Raw genomic sequence first — 17,609 nt, 5'->3', positions numbered from 1 at the left:
ATGTCGGGCCGGGCCCTGCGGCCGGGCGTGAAGTGGATGCGGTGACCACCGGGGCGGTGTATATGATGCCGGCATGGGTTCCGACTCCTTTCCCATCCCGCCGGACGAGGACGCGCGCCTTGCGGACCTGGCGTCCTTCGATATCCTCGACAGCGCCTCGGAGCTCGACCTCGACGACATCGCGGCGCTCGCCGCGCAGGTGTGCGACACGCCGATCGCCACCATCACCTTCGTCGACGGCACCCGGCAATGGTTCAAGGCCAGGATCGGGCTGGACATGGACCAGACCCCACGCGAGGTCGCCTTCTGCGCCCACACCCTGATGCACCACGAGGTGCTGGTCGTGGCCGACGCGCAGCTGGACCCGCGGTTCCGGGACAACCCGATGGTGCTCGCCGCCCCCTTCCTGCGCTTCTACGCCGGCTATCCCCTGGTGACGTCCGCCGGCTCTGCGGTCGGGACGGTGGCGGTCATGGATCGCGTGCCGCGACAGCTGACGGCGCACCAGCATTTCGCGCTGCAGGTCATGGCGCAGCAGGTAGTGAAATGGCTGGAGTTGCGCCGCGCGGTGCGACGCCTGCAGGACACCGTGGTGGAGCGCGACCAGGTCAATCGCGAATTGCATGAGGTCAAGCACCAGCTGGAAGACGAGGTGGCCCGCAAGTCCAAGGCCCTGGACAGGGCCGCAAGCCGGCAGGCCCGGGCGGAGCTGCTGTACACCTCGGTCTGGGACACCACGTCCGACGCGATCGTGATCATGGACCGCCACAGCACCATCCGCTTCGCCAATCCCAGCGTGCTGGCGCTGTTCGGACATGAGCACGAGGCCCTCATCGGCCAGCCGCTCGCGCTGCTCCAGCCCGAACGGCTGCGCGCCCGCCACCTGGCCGGCTTGCAGCGCTACCTCGACACTGGCGTGCGCCGACTGGACTGGCGTTCGACCGAGGCCGTCGCGCTCAAACGTGACGGCAGCGAACTGCCCATCGAAGTTTCGTTCTCTGAAATCGAGCTGGGCGGCGAGGTGCATTTCGTCGGCATGTTCCGCGACATCACCGACCGCAAGCACGCCGAACAGGTCATCTTCGAAGAGAAGGAGCGTGCGCAGGCGACGCTGGGGGCCATTGCCGACGGCGTGATCGTCGTCGACCAGGCCGGCACCGTGACCTACCTCAACCCGACTGCCGAACTACTGACCGGCCTCAGCGCAGCACGGGCAATCGGGCGCAGCCACGGCGACGTGCTGGCGCTGGAGGATGCGCAGGGCGAGCCGGAGTCGCTGGACAGCGCGCGTCGTGATGGGCCTGACGAAAGCGCACCGCTGCCTATCACCGCGCCGTTCCTGCGCCGGCCCGACGGCACCACGATCGCCATCGAGGGCAACCTCACCCAGCTGCGCGACCGCGCGGGCAATCGCGCCGGGACGGTGGTGGCGTTCCGCGACGTGTCGCAGTGGCGGAAGCTGGCCGCCCAGCTCTCGTTCCAGGCCACGCACGACGCGCTGACCGGGCTGCCCAACCGCGCCGAACTCGAACGGCGCGTCGATGCCGCGCTGGTTTCCGCATCCCGGCTGGGCCATGTGCATTCACTGCTGTACCTCGACCTGGACCAGTTCAAGGTGGTCAACGACACCTGTGGCCACATCGCCGGCGATGAGCTGCTGGGCCAGCTCAGCCAGATGCTGGGGCCCCTGGTCCGCAGTCGCGACACCCTGGCCCGTATCGGGGGCGACGAGTTCTGCCTGCTGCTGGAAGACTGCGCCGAGCTGCCCGCGCTGCAGGTGGCTGAAAAGCTGCGGCAGGCGATCACCGAATTCCCGTTCGCGTGGAATGGCCACACCTTCAACGTGGGCGTGAGCATCGGCCACGTCTGCTTCGGCGACACCACCATGACCGTGGCCGACATCCTCAGCAAGGCCGACGAAGCCTGCTACCTGGCCAAGGACCTGGGCCGTAACCGCGTCCACACCTATCGCGCCGGCGACGAGGAGCTGGCGCGCCGCCACGGCGAGATGGAATGGGTCGGCCAGATCCGCAAGGCGCTGCGTGAGCAGCGGTTCGTCCTGTACGTGCAGCAGATCTTCTCGCTCGGCGACCCGCCCGGTCCCGCCCACTACGAAATCCTGCTGCGCATGCGGGGCGAGGATGGCCAGCTGGTTCCACCGATGTCCTTCATACCGGCAGCCGAGCGCTACAACCTGATGCCGGAGATCGACCGCTGGGTGATCGGCGCCGTCTGCCGCCACCTCGGCGCCCGGATCCAGGCCGACCCCGAGGCCGGGAGCCCACGCTACGCGATCAACCTCTCGGGCGGTTCGGTCAGCGATGCACACCTGGCCGGGCACGTCCGCGAGTTGCTTGCGGCAACAGGAGTGCCCGGCAGCAGCATATGCTTCGAAATCACCGAGACCGCGGCCATCCGCAACATGGCCCATGCGGTGCGGCTGATGCATGAACTCAAGGCCGAAGGCTGCCAGTTCGCCCTGGACGACTTCGGCAGCGGCATGTCGTCGTTCGCCTACCTGAAGAGCCTGCCCGTCGATGCCCTGAAGATCGACGGCGCTTTCGTCCGCGACATCGCCGACGACCCGGTCGACTACGCCATGGTCAAGGCCATCCACGACATCGGCCACCTGATGGGGCTCAAGACCGTGGCCGAATTCGTCGAGAGCGAGCGCATCCTCGAGCAGCTTCGCCACATCGGCGTGGACTATGGGCAGGGCTACGCCCTGGGCGAACCGGTGCACTTCCTCTAGGTCGCGGCACCGGCAGCGACGGGCCGCTGCTGCTCCGGGCCCCCTGTTGGAAACATGCGGAGAGGACATTGCCGCGCAGCGTCGTGGCCTGGAGCTCTGCTCCACTCCGCACAGGGCCCCATCAGACGCCATAGGCTCCCCTTCCGGCAGTACACGCTGTGCGGCGTACCGGCTCCACAGATGGGTCGATTGGTTCGGACGAGCAGGCAACAAAAAACCCCGCCGGGGCGGGGTTCTTCGCGGGGTGCCGGGACGCTGGTAGTCGTCGTCGGACTATAAGATGGTGCCCAGGAGAGGACTCGAACCTCCACGGAGTTGCCCCCGCTAGCACCTGAAGCTAGTGCGTCTACCAATTCCGCCACCTGGGCAAACCCGCACGCGTGTGGCTGTGCGGGGCGCGTATGTTGCGATGCGGCGATGGGGTTGTCAATACTGCCTCCGGATTCGCCCAACCCACGTATACAGCTGGAGTTGAACGCTCTTCGACCGGCGTAACGGCGGCTCGCCGCGGCTGCGCCACGACGAATTTCCACCCTCGCAAGGAGATGGGCAATGAAGAACCCGCACGGTCGATCCACGTCCGGCGTACGCTTCCTGGTACCCGCCATGATGGCGTTGCTGACCCTCCCGGGTGTCGCCGGCGCGCACGACTTCTGGCTGGCGGGGGAACGCGCCGACGACAGCGCTCCGCCGGCCGTGAGGATGCAGCTGGGCCACGCCCTCCACGCTGAAGAAGTGCGCGCCTACGATGCGGCCAGCACCATTTCCCTGCGCCTCATCACCCCGGAAGGCAAGCGCAGCATCATCGGAAGCGCAAGGAATGGAGCGTTGCCGTACCACACGCTCCCACGGGATACGCCCACGCCCGCAATGGTGGTACTGAACCGCAAGCCGGTCACGCTGGCCTTGCCGAACAAGAAGTTCGCCAGCTACCTCCAGGAAGAGCATCTCGGAGACATGCTGGCGCTGCAGCGCCGGCAGACGCCCACGGCCTCGGGCGAGGATCGCGAGCGTTACACCCGCCACATCAAGGCCCTGGTCACTGGACCCGATGCGGGCAGCCACGACGTGCACGCGGCAGTGATCGGATTGCCACTGGAGATCGTCCTGCTCGACGCGCCCCACGATCCACAGGCGGCCGAGGAGCTCAGGGCGCGAGTGCTGTTCCAGGGCGAGCCACTGGCCGGCGCCACGCTGACGGTGCTCCACCATCCCACGGGTGATTTCAAATCACACGGCAGCTCGCGAACGGTCAAGACCGACGGCGATGGCGTCGCACGGTTCCGATACGACAAGCCCGGGTTCTGGCTGCTGCGGATGGTGCACATGAAACCCTGCCCGAAATGCAGGGGCGCAGACTGGCGCAGCTATTGGGCCGCCTATGCCATCCAGCAGGACTGGCTGCCGCCGAAAAAATAGGGCTCGCCGCACAATGGGCCCGCCAGCGCCTGTCGGCGGGCCCGTTGCCTCGACGCGGTGGCATCAGCCCGGTTTGACCAACCGGTAGTGGCCTACCCCCCACTCCTGCCCGCCGCGCAGGCCGAACATCTCTGCGCACGCCATCCAGAACATCCGCCAGCGCTGGAACCACAGCGCCGCGCCCGCCTCGCCATACGCGTCGCGCAGCACTGCCATCACCGCGTCGCGCTGGGCGTCCTGACGCGCCAGCCAGTGGTTTGCGGTGCGCTGGTAGTGGGTCCCGTCCAGCACCCAGCGGCTTTCGATGCGAAGGTCGCGCTGGAACCACAGCAGGGTGTCGGCCGCCGGCATCAGGCCGCCGGTGAAGAAGTGCCGGCCCATCCAGTTGCCCTCTCCCCCGGTCTCGAACGGGTACATCAACGCCCTGTGCTGGAAGATGTGCACGAACAGCGCGCCACCGGGCTTCAGCCACTGACCGATGCGGCCCAGCAGGGTTTCGTAGTTGCGCATGTGCTCGAACATCTCGATCGATACGCAGCGGTCGAACTGCCCGGCGTCCAGCTCCAGCGTGTTGACGTCGCAGGTCAGCACACGGACGTTGAAGAGCGCGCGCCGCTTGCACTGGGCCAGGATGTGCTCGCGTTGCAGCGCGGAGTTTGAGACCGCGGTGATCTTCGCGCCGGGGAATCGCTCGGCCATCCACAACGTCAGCGAACCCCACCCGCATCCCAATTCCAGGATGGCCTGGCCGTCACGCAGCTGGGCGCGCTCGCCATAGAGCTTGAGCATCGCCTCCTCGGCCTGCTCCAGGCTCTCGTGGCCCGTGGGGTAGTAGCAGCTTGAATACTTCAGCCGCTTGCCCAGGCAGTGCTGGAAGAATGCCGGCGGCAGCTCGTAGTGCTGGGAGTTGGCGGCGTCGGCATGGATGGCCACCGGACTGGCGCGCAACGCCTCGATGCGGCGGGCGTAGCGCTCGGCCTGCGCCTGCAGACCGCCTTCGGACTCCTCGCGCAGGCGCTGCTCGCACATGCGCCGGATGCCCAGCCGCAGCAGCGCGTCGGGCACGCGACCACGCTCGGCCAGGCCCAGCAGGCCGGGACCCGGGCGATCGCTGGGAAGTTCGGTATCGACCAGGGCATTCATTCGGGATCCTTGCGTGAGGCGTCGGGGGAGTCGGGGGAGTCGGCCGTGACCGTCTGGAGCGGGTCGTCGGGGACGGCGTCGCGGGGAAACCAGGGGATCAGCATCGGCGTGGTGCGCTGGTAGTGCCGGTAGTCCTCGCCACGCGTGCGCAGCGCTTGCGCCTCGGTGTACGGGACGCCGCTGATCCAGCGAAGGAAGGCATACATGACCAGTGGACCGGCCCACGCCAGCCATGCGATCGGCGAGCCGACCGCCAGCAGGACATAGGTGAACCAGTGGGTCCACTCGAAGAAATAGTTGGGATGGCGCGAATATCGCCACAGCCCCGCCCGGCAGGTCCGGCCGCGGTTGGCCGGGTCGGCGCGGAAGCGGGCCAGCTGGCGGTCGGCGATGCCCTCGCCCGCCACGCTGGCCAGCCAGACCGCCACCGCCGCCAGCCACCATCCGGTGAAACCGTCCACCGGATTGCGGGCCACCGCCAGGAATGGCAGCGAGAACACCACCACCAGCAGCGCCTGGGCCTGGAAGAACAGGAAGAATGCCCCCTGGTGGCCCTGCCAGTGCGTGCGCAGGTGCCGGTACCGACCGTCCTCGTCCTCGTTGCGGACGCGCAGCCACAGGTGCCATGCCAGCCGAAGGCCCCACAGGCCGCCCAGCAGGGCCAGTGTCGCGCGCGGCCACGCCGCGGCATCAACCAGCAGCGCATACAGCAACGCGCTGCCGCCGACGCCCGCGGCCCAGATGACGTCGACGATGCCGGCATTGGCGCGGCGGCGCTGCCACAGCCAGCCGGCTGCCATCGCCACTGCGGCCCCTGCCCACGCCAGACCGATCACTGCAGGCAGGCTCATGCGCCGGTTCCCTTCATCGCCGGAGCAGGACGCGCGCGGCCCCGAGCGCGCACCGCCAGCTGCATCAGCACCACCAGCGCGACGCCCCACGCCACCGACAACGCCGACACGGTCGCCAGCGGTGGCCCGGCGAGTGCGACCGCGCCGAAGCCGCGCGCGGCGGCCAGGTACGCCAGCGGGCCACCCACGGCGCCCAGCGCGAACGCGAGGAGCGGACGATGCCGCAACCACGCCAGCGCATGCATCGGCAGCATCGCGAATGCCGCCCACAGGGCCAGGATCCACGCCGGCGCGAAGCCGGCCGACGGCCAGGGCGCGGCGTAGGCGAGCCACCCGGATGCCGCCATCGCCCCGTCGATCGCACTGCCCATGAGCAGAGCGGCGACGATCAGTTTCAGGTCCATGCCCCGCGAATCCGGACCCCGCAGCTGCCACGTGCAATAGACGAGCGCGGAGGCCACCCCGGGCCACGCCAGCCCCCGACCCGCGCCGGCAACCGCGCACAGCCAGACCGCCTGGTTGCCCAGTACGTTGCCGGCCAGCTCGAGCCGGGAGCCGGTCATCGCCATGCCCGCCTCATGCCCGTACCGCCAGCGGCGGCAACAGCGATGGCCGCCGGTTGCCCGGCTTGGCGAGCAGCAGGTGCGCCACCCCGATCGAGCGTTCGCGGAAACCGCCTTCGCAGTACGCGAGGTAGAACTGCCACAGGCGAATGAAGTGCTCGTCGAACCCCTGCGCGCGGACCTCGGGCAGCCGCGACATGAAGCGCTGCCTCCACGCCCGCAGGGTCAGCGCGTAGGAGCCGCCGAAATCCTCCAGGTGGGTCAGGGCCATGTCGCTGGCGCGGGTCTTGGCTGCCAGCATCGCGTGGACCGAGGGAATGAAGCTGCCCGGGAACACGTACCGCTTGATGAAGTCGACCGAGCGCAGCGCCTGCCGGTAGCGGTGGTCCTCGATGGTGATCGCCTGCACCAGTGCCAGCCCGTCGGGTTCGAGCAGCTCGCCCAGCTTGCCGAAGTAGGTGTCGAGGTACTCGGCGCCGATGGCCTCGATCATCTCGATCGACACCAGTTTGTCGAAGCGCCCGGTGAGGTCGCGGTAGTCCTCCAGCAACAGGGTGACGCGGTCCTGCAGCCCGGCCCCGGCCACGCGCGCGGCGGCCAGCGCGTGCTGCTCGCGCGAAATCGTCGTGGTGGTGACATGGCACCCGTGGTGGCGCGCGGCATGCAGCGCGAAGCCCCCCCAGCCGGTACCGATCTCGACCACCCGGTCGCCGGGCTTGAGGTCGAGCTTCTGGCAGATGCGTTCCAGCTTGCGGGTCGAGGCGGCCTCCAGCGTGTCGCCCTGCCCGGTCCCGGCGTCGCCGGCCCAGATGGCCGAGGAGTACATCAGGTCGGGCGACAGGAACAGCGAGAACAGTTCGTTGCCCAGGTCGTAGTGCGCGGCGATGTTCTGCCGGCTGCCGTCGCGGGTGTTGCGACGCAGCCGGTGCCAGCCGCGCATCGCCCATCCGCCGATTTTCGCCAGGCCCGACTCCATGCCGTCGAGCAGGTCGCGGTTGCGCACCAGCAGGCGCACCAGCGCCACCAGTCCGTCACCGGGGATGCCGGTGCCGTCCTCGCACTGCCACCAGCCCTGGATGTAGGCCTCCCCTGCGCCCACGCTGCCGTTGGCGGCAATGGCGCGGTAGAAGCGCATGTCACGGACGAGGATGCGCACCTGCAGGCCGCCCTCGCCCGCTTCCCCCAGCACCGCCTCGCCGAGCGCATCGACCAGCACCAGCCGCCCCCCGCGCATCCGGTGCATCTGCGCGAGCAGTTGCCGGCGCAGGGTGCGTTCGAGGACGCCCGGGGCAGTACCACCGGTGTCGCCGATACTGGACGCGTTGGCCGTGTTGGCGGCGCCGGTGACGGTGCGGGTGCGCTGGTTCATCGGGAGTTCCTGCGGGTGGGGTGGTCGTGCACGGGGTTGCCCTTGAGCCACAGCCGCAGCGCCTGCCAGTGGATCGCGCCGACCACCTGCAGGGTCATCAGCGGATAGCCCCACAGCACCCGGGCGAGCGCGGTCCCGTCCAGCGGCCTGCGATGCAGTGCAAGGGTGGCGTCGAACTCGTCGCGGCCCCCGGCCGACACGTCCATGTGCACGTGCAGGGAATCGCCGGGAACGGTGAACCGCCATGTGTAGTCGCGCGACATCGGCATGAATGGCGAGACATGGAAGGCCTTGGGGAAGCGCCACTCCAGCGTGCGCCCGCGGGGCCGCGCGGCTTCCACGGGCAACACGTAGGCATGGCGCTCCTTCCACGGCGTATTGGTGATCTCCGCGACGATGCAGTCCAGGCGGACGCCGTCGGCGTGGAAGCAGTAGTAGAAGCTGACCGGGTTGAAGGCGTGGCCGAAGTAGCGCAGGTGCGTGAGCAGGCGCACCGGTCCGGCCGGGCGCCGGCCGATGGCCGCCTGTACGCGTTGCCGCACCGCCTCCTCGAGGGGGATCTCATCCGGACCCAGGTAGTCGCTGCGACGGAACTCGCACGCGTTGCGCCGGTCGACCGACCACAGCCGGTGACGGTCGAACAACGTCGGCAGCTCGGCCAGGTCGATGTAAAGCTGCGCCATCGAATGGCCGAAGGCGTGCGCATGCGGGCTTCTGCGCCGGTGCATTACCCGACCTTCGTAGACTGCGCTGGCGAGTGCCGGGGTCATGCCGGCACCGCGCGAGCCGCGTCACGCTCCAGCGGCTTGGCAAAGGTCGACGTGGCGTCCCATGCCACGCCGAGCGCGCGTGCCACCTCCACCGCGCTGCGGATGCCGTCCTCGTGGAAGCCCCAGCCCCAGTACGCACCGGCGAACCACGTGCGCCTGCGGCCCTGGATCTCGACCTTGCGCGCCTGCGCGGCCACCGATGCATGCGAGTACAGCGGATGGCGGTAATCCATCCGCCGCAACACCCGCGCCGGGTCGATCGCGCCGGTGCGGTTGAGTGTCACCACCAGCGGCTCGGGCGCATCCAGGCCCTGCAGCAGGTTCATGCAATAGCTGACCGTGCACGCGTCGCCGGGCTCGCGCGGCAGCAGTGCGTTCCACGCCGCCCACGCCTTGCGGTTGCGCGGCAGCAGGCGTGCGTCGGTGTGCAACACGGTGTCGTTGGACTGGTAGCGAATCGCGCCGAGGATGTCGCGCTCGGCCGGGCCGGCATCGGCCAGCAGCCGCAAGGCCTGGTCGCCGTGGCAGGCCAGCACGGCGTGGTCGAAGCGCTCGCGGCCGATGATCGATTCCACCTCGACCCCGTCGGCGTCGCGCCGCAGCGCGTGCACCCGGCAGGCGATCCGCTCGCGCACCCGCCAGCGCTGGCGCATCGCCTCGATATAGGTCGACGACCCGCCCTGCACCACCCGCCACTGCGGCCGGCCCGACACCTGCAGCATCTGGTGGTTGGCCATGAACTGGACCAGGTAGCGCGCCGGGAACGAGAGGATGTCGTCGCAGGAGGACGACCACAGTGCCGACGCCATCGGCACCAGGTGCTCGTCGCGGAAGGCGGCGCCGTACCGGTGCTCGCGCAGGTAGTCGCCCAGGCTTGGCCCGGGGTCCGCGGTTTCCAGCAGGACCGGCGCCTCCCGGTAGAACCGCCGCAGGTCCCGCAGCATTCCCCAGAACCGCCCGGATACCAGGTTGCGGCGCTGGCAGAACAGGCCATCCAGGTCGGTGGCGTTGTACTCCAGGCCGCTGGCCTCGTTGCGTACCGAGAAGCTCATGGTGGTCGGCCGCGAGGCCACGCCCAACTCGGCGAACAGCCGCTGCAGCAGCGGGTAGTGCGCCGGGTTGAAAACGATGAAGCCGGTATCCACCCGGTATGGCCGACCCTGCACCAGGATGTCGTGGGTGTGGGTGTGCCCGCCCAGCCGGGGTTCGGCCTCGAACAGGGTCACCTCGTGGCGCCGCGAGAGCAGCCACGCCGATGCCAGGCCCGCGATACCGCTGCCGATGACCGCGATGCGCATCGGTCACTCCCTCGCCCTGGCCAGCACCCAGTCCGGGATCGGCTTGAGGTCGTGCACCAGCCCGAGCGCGGCCATCGCGCGCAGGCCGTACCAGGTCAGGTCGACCTCCCACCAGCGAAAGCCCTGGCGCACGGTACCGGGGAAGAAGTGGTGGTTGTTGTGCCAGCCCTCGCCGAAGGTGAGCAGCGCCAGCCACAGGTTGTTGCGGCTGTCGTCACGGGTGTCGAACCGGCGGCTGCCAAAGACGTGGGCGAGCGAGTTGATGGTCACGGTGGCGTGGAACAGCACCACGGTCGAGACGAAGAATCCCCACACCAGCATCTGTCCGCCGCTGGTGCCCAACTGTGGGGCAACGCGTTCCAGCAGCGCGCCCGTTGCGTACAGGGCCAGGGCGAGCAGCACCGGTACCAGCGTGTCGAACCGGTCCAGCCAGCGCAGTTCGGGGTACTTGGCCAGGTCGGGGATGCGTTCCCAATGGGTGTGGAAGCCGCGCGGGGTCAGGAACCACAGCACGTGGCTGCGCCAGAAGCCATGGACGGTGGGCGAGTGGGGATCGCGCGCGGTCTCGGCGTGTCGGTGGTGGTTGCGGTGGTGCGCGGCCCACCACAACGGCCCGCGCTGCACGCTGGAGGCGCCGATCAACGCGAACGCGAACTGCATCGCGCGCGAGGTCCGGAAGGTGCGGTGCGAGAAGTAGCGGTGGTAGAAGCCGGTCAGTGCGAACATCCGCACCGCGTACAGCGCCCCCGCCACGGCGAGCGCAACCGGGGACACGCCGACCCAGAAGACTGCCAGGCACGCAAGGTGCAGACCAACGAAGGGCACGGCTCGCAGCCAGTCGACGCGGTCCGCGTCGGGGCCGTCGGGGCCGTCGGTCGCGGTGTCGAACCAGCGGCGAATACGGGCCCATGCGCCGCTGGCAGGGGCGGTGCGTGGCCGCGAAGGGGATGCGGTCGCTACGAGGACGTCGGCATTGGCCGCATCGGCCGCGTCATCCAGAGCATCGGCGGGGAACGGTCGCGGGGTGGCGGTGGAATCCATGCCTGCACATACGGGCCAGCCATGGGGGCGGATGCAGGCGGCTCACGCCAAGGTCGGTCGCGAAAGGGTGGCAGCGCGACATGCGCCGCGGCCACCCTGTTCCCTGCACACCCGGACACCGGGGTGCGCGGGGCACCGCCTCAGAGCGTCAGGATGCTGCCCTGCGCCACCACCGGCCCGGTCGGCGCGGCATGCGGAATGCCTGCCTCCGGCTCCAGCGAGATCGCCAGGGTCGACCCCACCGCCAGGTGCGCGCGCAGCGCATCGGGGACGCCGACGGTATGCGCCCGCTCGCTGGACACGAAGCCCAGCGACAGCGGCGCCCCGCCCTGCGGAATCAGCCACAGTTCGCCGACCCGGCCATCCGGATCGCCCGGTGTCGGCACCGGCGTCATGGTCACGGCACCGGTGGCGGCATCGACCGCAGCGAGCCAACCGGTCTGGCCGTCGTCGCGCACCAGCACCACCACCGGCTTTGGCTGCTCGGCGGGGGGTGCGACCGGATCGGGCGCCACCGCCACCGGCGGCGTCGTGGGCACCGGGCCGGGCATGGGCCGAAGCACGGCCACCACTGCAAGGGCGGCGGCCGTTGCCAGCGCAGCGGCGGTGGCGCCGCGCCAGAACGACACGCGTTGCGTCAACGGCGCGCGCGCGCCTTCCACCGCCAGCCAGCCCAGGTGCGTGCGCAGCCGGGGCCACAGGTGCGCGGGGACGGGCACCGGGGCGATCTCCGCGATCAGCGCGGCAAAGCGGTATTCCCACTGCGCGACCAGCGCGGCGAACGCGGGTTCGGCGGCCATGCGCGCCTCGCTGCGGCGGCGCTCATCGCCCGCCTGCACGCCAAGCACGTATTCGGCCGCCTGCAGGTCGTCGCCCGGCGGGTCCTGGTCGAACTGCTCGAAGTCGCGCTCGTCCATGCTCATTGCTCCAGGCACGCGCGCAGTTGCATCAGGCCTCGCCGGATCCAGCTCTTGACCGAGCCGATGGGCGAGCCGATGCGCTGGGCCAGTTCTTCATATGTCGCGCCTTCGAAGAAGGCGGTGCGGATCAGCGAGCGCCGGCGGGTCTCCAGCTGGTCCATGCAGTAGCCCAGCCGCTCGCGGTCCACCGAGGCCTCGGCTTCCGACACCGGTGATGCGGCGGGGTCGGCGACCGTCTCGGCCAGTTCGATCGGCGCGGTGCGCGCGGCGGATGGGGTGGCGCGCAGCCGGTCGATGGCCTTGTTGCGCGCGATCATGGCCAGCCAGGTGATCGGGCTGGCGCGGCTGGCATCGAACTGCCCGGCCTTGCGCCAGACGGTGGCGTAGACCTCCTGCAGCACGTCCTCGGCTTCCTGGCGGTCCGGCAGCACCCGCAGGCACACCCCGAACAGCTTTGACGACGTAGCGGTGTACACCCGCTCGAACGCACGGCGATCGCCCCCTGCAACCGCCACCAGGTGGTCCGCCAATTCGGCCGTGGTGGTGGCTTCCTGCACTGCCTGTGTCTCGCCCATGGCGGTCGCGGCCCCTGTGGTGGTCGTGGCCGAGTGTAGCCAAGACCGGGCGGCAACGGTTCGCCGCCGGGCGCGTCGATGGACGGGGCCGCGGACCGGGAGCTGTCCGGGCGTGGACGGATGACTGGACACGGATGGACCTGCGCACTGGAGTTGCCGGGAGATACGCCTTGTGCACGGCGTTGGATTCATCGGGGCGGGGCGGGCTTGAAGCGGGCCGGGATCGGGGCTACCGTCGCTCCGCATCCGACCGGGCGACGCCTTAGCGCGTCGCCCGTTTCCATTTCCAGCCACCGGAGCCCCGCGATTCGCACCGCGTGGCCGCTCCCGGGCGGTAGCACGGCCCGCCCGCGCGCCGTCCCGATCTGCCCCCCGCCCGCGGCGGCACGCAAACTGCCCGGCCGAGCGCCGCCGCCCCGCCGCTAGAATCACGCGGCAACCGACCGGAATCCCCGCACCGCCATGACCGACCCCGTACGACCCGCCTTCCATGGCTTCGAGACCATCCCGCTGCGCGAGTACGCCGAGCGCGCCTACCTCGACTACTCGATGTACGTGGTGCTCGACCGCGCCCTGCCCTTCCTGGGCGACGGCCTCAAGCCGGTGCAGCGCCGGATCATCTACGCGATGAGCGAGCTGGGGCTCAACGCCACGGCCAAGCCCAAGAAGTCCGCGCGCACCATCGGCGACGTGATCGGCAAGTTCCACCCGCACGGCGACAGCGCCTGCTACGAAGCGATGGTGCTGATGGCGCAGCCGTTCTCGTACCGCTACCCGCTGGTGGAGGGCCAGGGCAACTTCGGCTCCAGCGACGACCCCAAGTCGTTCGCGGCGATGCGCTACACCGAATCGCGGCTGACCCCGATCGCCGAGGTGCTGCTGGGCGAACTGGCCCACGGCACGGTCGACTGGGATCCCAACTTCGACGGCACCCTGGAAGAACCCTCGTGGATGCCGGCTCGGCTGCCGCACCTGTTGCTCAACGGCACCACCGGCATCGCGGTCGGCATGGCCACCGACGTCCCGCCGCACAACCTCAACGAGGTGGTCAGCGCCTGCGTGCGCCTGCTGGAGGACCCCGACGCGACCACCCGCGACCTGTGCGAGCACGTGCTCGGCCCGGATTACCCGACCGCCGCGGAGATCATCACCCCGCGCGCGGACCTGCTGGCGATGTACGAGACCGGCCACGGCAGCGTGCGCGCCCGGGCCATCTACGGAAAGGACGGCACCAACATCGTCGTCACCGCGCTGCCACACCAGGCCTCGCCGGGCAAGGTGATCGAGCAGATCGCCGCGCAGATGCGGGCCAAGAAGCTTCCCTGGCTGGAGGACCTGCGCGACGAGTCGGACCACGCCAACCCGACCCGCATCGTGCTGGTCCCGCGCAGCAACCGGGTCGACATCGACCAGCTGATGGGCCACCTGTTCGCGACCACCGACCTGGAGAAGAGCTACCGGGTCAACCTCAACGTGATCGGGCTGGACGGGCGCCCGCAGGTGAAGGGGCTCAAGGCGTTCCTGGCCGAGTGGCTGACCTTCCGCAGCGACACCGTCACCCGCCGCCTCAAGCACCGGCTGGACAAGGTCGAGCGCCGCATGCACCTGCTGGAGGGCCTGCTGGTCGCCTTCCTCAACCTGGACGAGGTGATCCGCATCATCCGCAGCGAGGACGAGCCGCGGCCGGTGCTGCAGGCGCGCTTCGAGCTGTCCGACGAGCAGGTCGACTACATCCTCGAGACCCGCCTGCGGCAGCTGGCGCGGCTGGAGGAAATGAAGATCCGCGGCGAGCAGGACGAACTGGCCAGCGAGCGCGACCGCCTGGTCGCCACCCTCGGCAGCAAGGCCAGGCTCAAGAAGATGATCAAGGACGAGCTGCTGGCCGATGCCAGGAAGTTCGGTGATGCGCGCCGCTCGCCACTGGTATCGCGCGGCGCCGCGCAGGCCCTGAGCGAGACCGAGCTGGTGCCCAGCGAGCCGATGACCGTGGTGCTCAGCGAGAAGGGCTGGGTGCGCGCGGCCAAGGGCGGGGATATCGACGCCGCCGGCCTGAGCTACCGCGACGGCGATGCGCTGCTGGCGTTCGCGCGCGGCCGCAGCACGCAACAGGTGGCGTTCCTGGACTCCAACGGCCGCGCCTACTCCACCCTGGTGCACGGGCTGCCCTCGGCGCGCGGCAATGGCGAGCCGCTGACCGGCCGCTTCTCGCCGGCCCCGGGCGCGTCGTTCCAGGCTGTCGCCAGCGGCGAGCCGGACACCCGCTTCGTGCTGGCCAGCAGCCACGGCTACGGCTTCGTCACCCGCTTCGACAACCTGGTCGGCCGCAACAAGGCCGGCAAGGCGATGCTGTCGCTGACCCCGGGCGCCAGGGTCGTGCAGCCTGCGGCAGTGGCCGACCTCGACAACGACCGCGTGGTGGTCGCCACCAGCGCCGGCCACCTGCTGGCCTTCCCCGTTGCCGAGCTGCCCGAGCTGGACAAGGGCAAGGGCAACAAGCTGATCGACATCCCCAAGGCCAAGCTCGGCACCGAACGCGTCGTGGCCGTTGCCGTCGTGTCGCCCGGCACGACGTTGTCGGTCAGGTCCGGCGCCCGCACCATGACCCTGTCGTGGAAGGACCTGGACGCCTACATCGGTGGACGCGCTACCCGGGGTGGGTTGTTGCCGAGGGGGTGGCAGAAGGTCGAAGGCCTGGGTGTCGAATAGGAAGCGTGTTCCATCGCGCGCGGCGGCGCGATGGAACCGTGTCGCAACCGGGCCTGATCCCTGCGCGACAAAAGACGGACGCCGGGTCGGCCGAGTGAGTCGACGGCGCCACGCTGCCGCGACCGGGTGGGCAGCCGGCAGAGGATCCCGGGACACACACACGGAGCACACCCATGCACCCTGATTTCTGGCTCCAGCGCTGGTCGGAGAACCGCATCGGCTTCCACCAGGACGCGCCGACCCCGCTGTTGGTCCGGTACTGGCCGACGCTCGGGCTGCCCACCGGCGCGCGCGTGTTCGTGCCGCTGGCCGGCAAGTCGCTGGACATGGCGTGGCTGGCGGCGCAGGGCCACCGGGTGCTGGGGGTGGAGCTGTCACGGCAGGCCGTGGAGGCGTTCTTCGAGGAACACGGCCTGGCGCCGGAACGCCGCGAATCACGCCATGGCGTGCACTACGCCGCCGGACCGATCGAGCTCATCCACGGCGATGCCTTCGCACTGGATGCCGGCGTGCTGGCCGACTGTGAAGGCGTGTTCGACCGCGCCGCGCTGATCGCCCTGCCACCCGACCTGCGCCGACGCTACGTCCACGAGCTGTACGCACGCCTGCCGGCGGGCTGCCGCGGACTGCTGGTCACGCTGGAGTACCCGCCGCACGAAAAGGCCGGCCCGCCGTTCCCCGTGGACGAGGGAGAGGTGCGCGACCTGTATGGCCGTGACTGGACCGTCGAGGTCCTGGAACGGCGCGACATCCTGGCGTCCCAGCCGGGGTTCGTGGCCGACGGCGTCACCTCGCTGGAGACCGTGGCCTACCGGCTGCAGCGCCGCTGAGCACGCCGCGGGCTTTGCGGGAACGGTTTCATCAACGACCCCCACGACACCCTTGTAGGAGCGACGTAAGTCGCGACCGAAACACGCTTGCGTCGCACGCTGATGCACATCGCGACTTACGTCGCTCCTACAGGGCGTGGTGGACGCACCTCGGCTGAAGCCGCTCCTCCAGGGCAGGCCACGGCGCCGCGCACCCGCATCAGTGCGGCGCTTGGACCTTGTCGCCGCCGCGCATCTTCTTGACCAGGGTCACCACGGCCACCACCACCGCACCGACGGCCATGCCGACCACCGCGTTGGCCAGCGCCGACAGCAGGGTGCCGGCGATGCCCTGCGGCACCGCGTCCTCGACCCAGTGCGCCAGCACCGGGATGGCGTGCACGAGGATGCCGCCGCCCACCAGGAACATCGCCGCCGTGCCCGCCACCGACAGGAACTTCATCAGCCACGGTGCGGTGTAGAGGATGCCGCGGCCGAACGCAGCGGTGGCCCCGCCCTTTTCGGCCAGGTGCATGCCCGCGTCGTCCAGCTTCACGATGCCGGCCACCAGGCCGTACACGCCCACGGTCATGCCCAGCGCGATCACCACCAGTACCAGCGCCTGCTGGGTGAAGGGCTGCGCTTCCACCACCCCCAGCGACAACACGATGATCTCCGCCGACAGGATGAAATCGGTGCGGATGGCGCCCTTGATCTTGTCCTTCTCGAACTCGACCAGGTCGACCTGCTCGTCGGCGACCGCCTTGACCAGCTCCTCGTGGTGCTTCTCGTCCTCGGCACGCGAATGCAGGAACCGGTGCACGAGCTTTTCCATGCCTTCGTACACCAGGAACGTGCCGCCGATCATCATCAGAGGCACGATCAGCACCGGCAGCCACGCGCTGATCGCCAGCGCCGCCGGCACCAGGATCGCCTTGTTCTTGAACGATCCCTTGGCCACCGCCCAGACCACCGGCAGCTCGCGCGCCGCCTTGACCCCGGTGACCTGTTGCGCATTGAGCGCCAGGTCGTCCCCCAGTACGCCGGCGGTCTTCTTGGTGGCCAGCTTGGTCAGGATGGCGACATCGTCCAGCACGCTGGCAATGTCGTCGAACAGGGTCAACAGGCTGGCACCGGCCATGGGGTATCCGTCGTCACGAAGAATGGCGCGCATTGTCACCCACGGGGTGTCCACGGGTGTAAACGGCGTTGCCGCCAGCGTGCCGCACTCGCGGTCGCTGACGTGCTCGGCCGCATGTGCCTTGAGGCCGTCATCCAGTCGTAGCCGACGCCATCGCTGAACTGCTCCTTCTGCCGCCACAGGATCGCCTCGGGCAGGTAGCCCTCGAATGCCTCGCGCAGCACTAGGAAGGGAAGGCAATAACGATGGCCA

The 17,609-nt window shown here is 69.5% G+C and carries 14 protein-coding genes, 1 tRNA gene and 1 pseudogene; 4 read left to right on the top strand and 12 right to left on the bottom strand.

What is annotated here, in order from left to right:
- Positions 1 to 73: 73 nt before the first annotated feature.
- A complete protein-coding gene (locus tag ACJQWL_RS08700; protein ID WP_330969465.1) occupies positions 74 to 2,752 on the top strand; it encodes an EAL domain-containing protein in 2,679 nt (892 codons plus the stop codon).
- A 281-nt stretch (positions 2,753 to 3,033) separates the two neighbouring features.
- Here ACJQWL_RS08700 and ACJQWL_RS08695 read toward each other — a convergent pair.
- Positions 3,034 to 3,120, bottom strand: a tRNA-Leu gene (locus tag ACJQWL_RS08695).
- Positions 3,121 to 3,304: 184 nt separating this feature from the next.
- Between ACJQWL_RS08695 and ACJQWL_RS08690 the strand changes: the two genes are divergently transcribed.
- Entirely contained in the window at positions 3,305 to 4,171 is an 867-nt protein-coding gene (locus tag ACJQWL_RS08690; RefSeq protein WP_330969466.1) for a DUF4198 domain-containing protein, read from the top strand.
- 63 nt (positions 4,172 to 4,234) lie between these two features.
- Here ACJQWL_RS08690 and ACJQWL_RS08685 read toward each other — a convergent pair whose 3' ends face one another.
- The 9 genes from ACJQWL_RS08685 to ACJQWL_RS08645 all read right to left on the bottom strand — a co-directional run bounded on the left by ACJQWL_RS08685 (position 4,235) and on the right by ACJQWL_RS08645 (position 12,701).
- The gene (locus ACJQWL_RS08685; protein WP_330969467.1) at positions 4,235 to 5,314 is read right to left on the bottom strand and encodes an SAM-dependent methyltransferase; all 1,080 of its coding nucleotides are present in this window, start codon (positions 5,312 to 5,314) and stop codon (positions 4,235 to 4,237) included.
- A complete protein-coding gene (locus ACJQWL_RS08680) occupies positions 5,311 to 6,165 on the bottom strand; it encodes a DUF1295 domain-containing protein (protein ID WP_330969468.1) in 855 nt (284 codons plus the stop codon). The genes ACJQWL_RS08685 and ACJQWL_RS08680 overlap by 4 nt, the downstream gene beginning before the upstream one ends.
- Positions 6,162 to 6,734 carry a DUF2878 domain-containing protein gene (locus tag ACJQWL_RS08675; protein ID WP_330969469.1) on the bottom strand — a complete coding sequence of 191 codons (573 nt, stop codon included), beginning with the start codon at positions 6,732 to 6,734 and terminating at the stop codon, positions 6,162 to 6,164. Before ACJQWL_RS08675 ends, ACJQWL_RS08680 begins: the two co-directional genes overlap by 4 nt.
- A gap of 7 nt (positions 6,735 to 6,741) precedes the next feature.
- Positions 6,742 to 8,097 carry a class I SAM-dependent methyltransferase gene (locus tag ACJQWL_RS08670; protein ID WP_330969470.1) on the bottom strand — a complete coding sequence of 452 codons (1,356 nt, stop codon included), beginning with the start codon at positions 8,095 to 8,097 and terminating at the stop codon, positions 6,742 to 6,744.
- Positions 8,094 to 8,867, bottom strand: coding sequence for a DUF1365 domain-containing protein (locus ACJQWL_RS08665; RefSeq protein WP_330969471.1), 774 nt, complete (start codon positions 8,865 to 8,867; stop codon positions 8,094 to 8,096). Before ACJQWL_RS08665 ends, ACJQWL_RS08670 begins: the two co-directional genes overlap by 4 nt.
- On the bottom strand, positions 8,864 to 10,165 hold the full coding sequence (locus ACJQWL_RS08660; protein ID WP_330969472.1) for an NAD(P)/FAD-dependent oxidoreductase: 1,302 nt from the start codon (positions 10,163 to 10,165) through the stop codon (positions 8,864 to 8,866). The genes ACJQWL_RS08665 and ACJQWL_RS08660 overlap by 4 nt, the downstream gene beginning before the upstream one ends.
- A gap of 3 nt (positions 10,166 to 10,168) precedes the next feature.
- Positions 10,169 to 11,065: an acyl-CoA desaturase gene (locus tag ACJQWL_RS08655; protein ID WP_330969478.1), complete on the bottom strand. Its 897-nt coding sequence runs from the start codon at positions 11,063 to 11,065 to the stop codon at positions 10,169 to 10,171.
- A gap of 281 nt (positions 11,066 to 11,346) precedes the next feature.
- Complete coding sequence (locus ACJQWL_RS08650) at positions 11,347 to 12,123, bottom strand: anti-sigma factor (RefSeq protein WP_330969473.1); 777 nt, start codon at positions 12,121 to 12,123, stop codon at positions 11,347 to 11,349.
- 2 nt (positions 12,124 to 12,125) lie between these two features.
- A complete protein-coding gene (locus ACJQWL_RS08645) occupies positions 12,126 to 12,701 on the bottom strand; it encodes a sigma-70 family RNA polymerase sigma factor (RefSeq protein WP_330969474.1) in 576 nt (191 codons plus the stop codon).
- A 462-nt stretch (positions 12,702 to 13,163) separates the two neighbouring features.
- Here ACJQWL_RS08645 and parC point away from each other — a divergent pair, with 462 nt between their 5' ends.
- Entirely contained in the window at positions 13,164 to 15,407 is a 2,244-nt protein-coding gene (parC, locus tag ACJQWL_RS08640) for a DNA topoisomerase IV subunit A (RefSeq protein WP_330969475.1), read from the top strand.
- Between the two features lie 173 nt (positions 15,408 to 15,580).
- A complete protein-coding gene (locus tag ACJQWL_RS08635) occupies positions 15,581 to 16,237 on the top strand; it encodes a thiopurine S-methyltransferase (RefSeq protein ID WP_330969476.1) in 657 nt (218 codons plus the stop codon).
- Positions 16,238 to 16,436: 199 nt separating this feature from the next.
- On the opposite strand, the gene ACJQWL_RS08630 is transcribed toward ACJQWL_RS08635, so the two are convergent.
- Together ACJQWL_RS08630 and ACJQWL_RS08625 are read right to left on the bottom strand one after the other, a co-directional pair.
- The gene (locus ACJQWL_RS08630; RefSeq protein WP_330969479.1) at positions 16,437 to 17,357 is read right to left on the bottom strand and encodes a DUF808 domain-containing protein; all 921 of its coding nucleotides are present in this window, start codon (positions 17,355 to 17,357) and stop codon (positions 16,437 to 16,439) included.
- Positions 17,358 to 17,399: 42 nt separating this feature from the next.
- Positions 17,400 to 17,581, bottom strand: a pseudogene (locus ACJQWL_RS08625) (asparagine synthase-related protein); the annotation flags it as partial.
- Between the last annotated feature and the right edge of the window lie 28 nt (positions 17,582 to 17,609).

The sequence above is a fragment of the Novilysobacter viscosus genome, assembly GCF_046600715.1.
GTDB lineage: Bacteria > Pseudomonadota > Gammaproteobacteria > Xanthomonadales > Xanthomonadaceae > Lysobacter_C > Lysobacter_C viscosus.
This window is presented reverse-complemented; position numbering and strand designations above follow the sequence as displayed.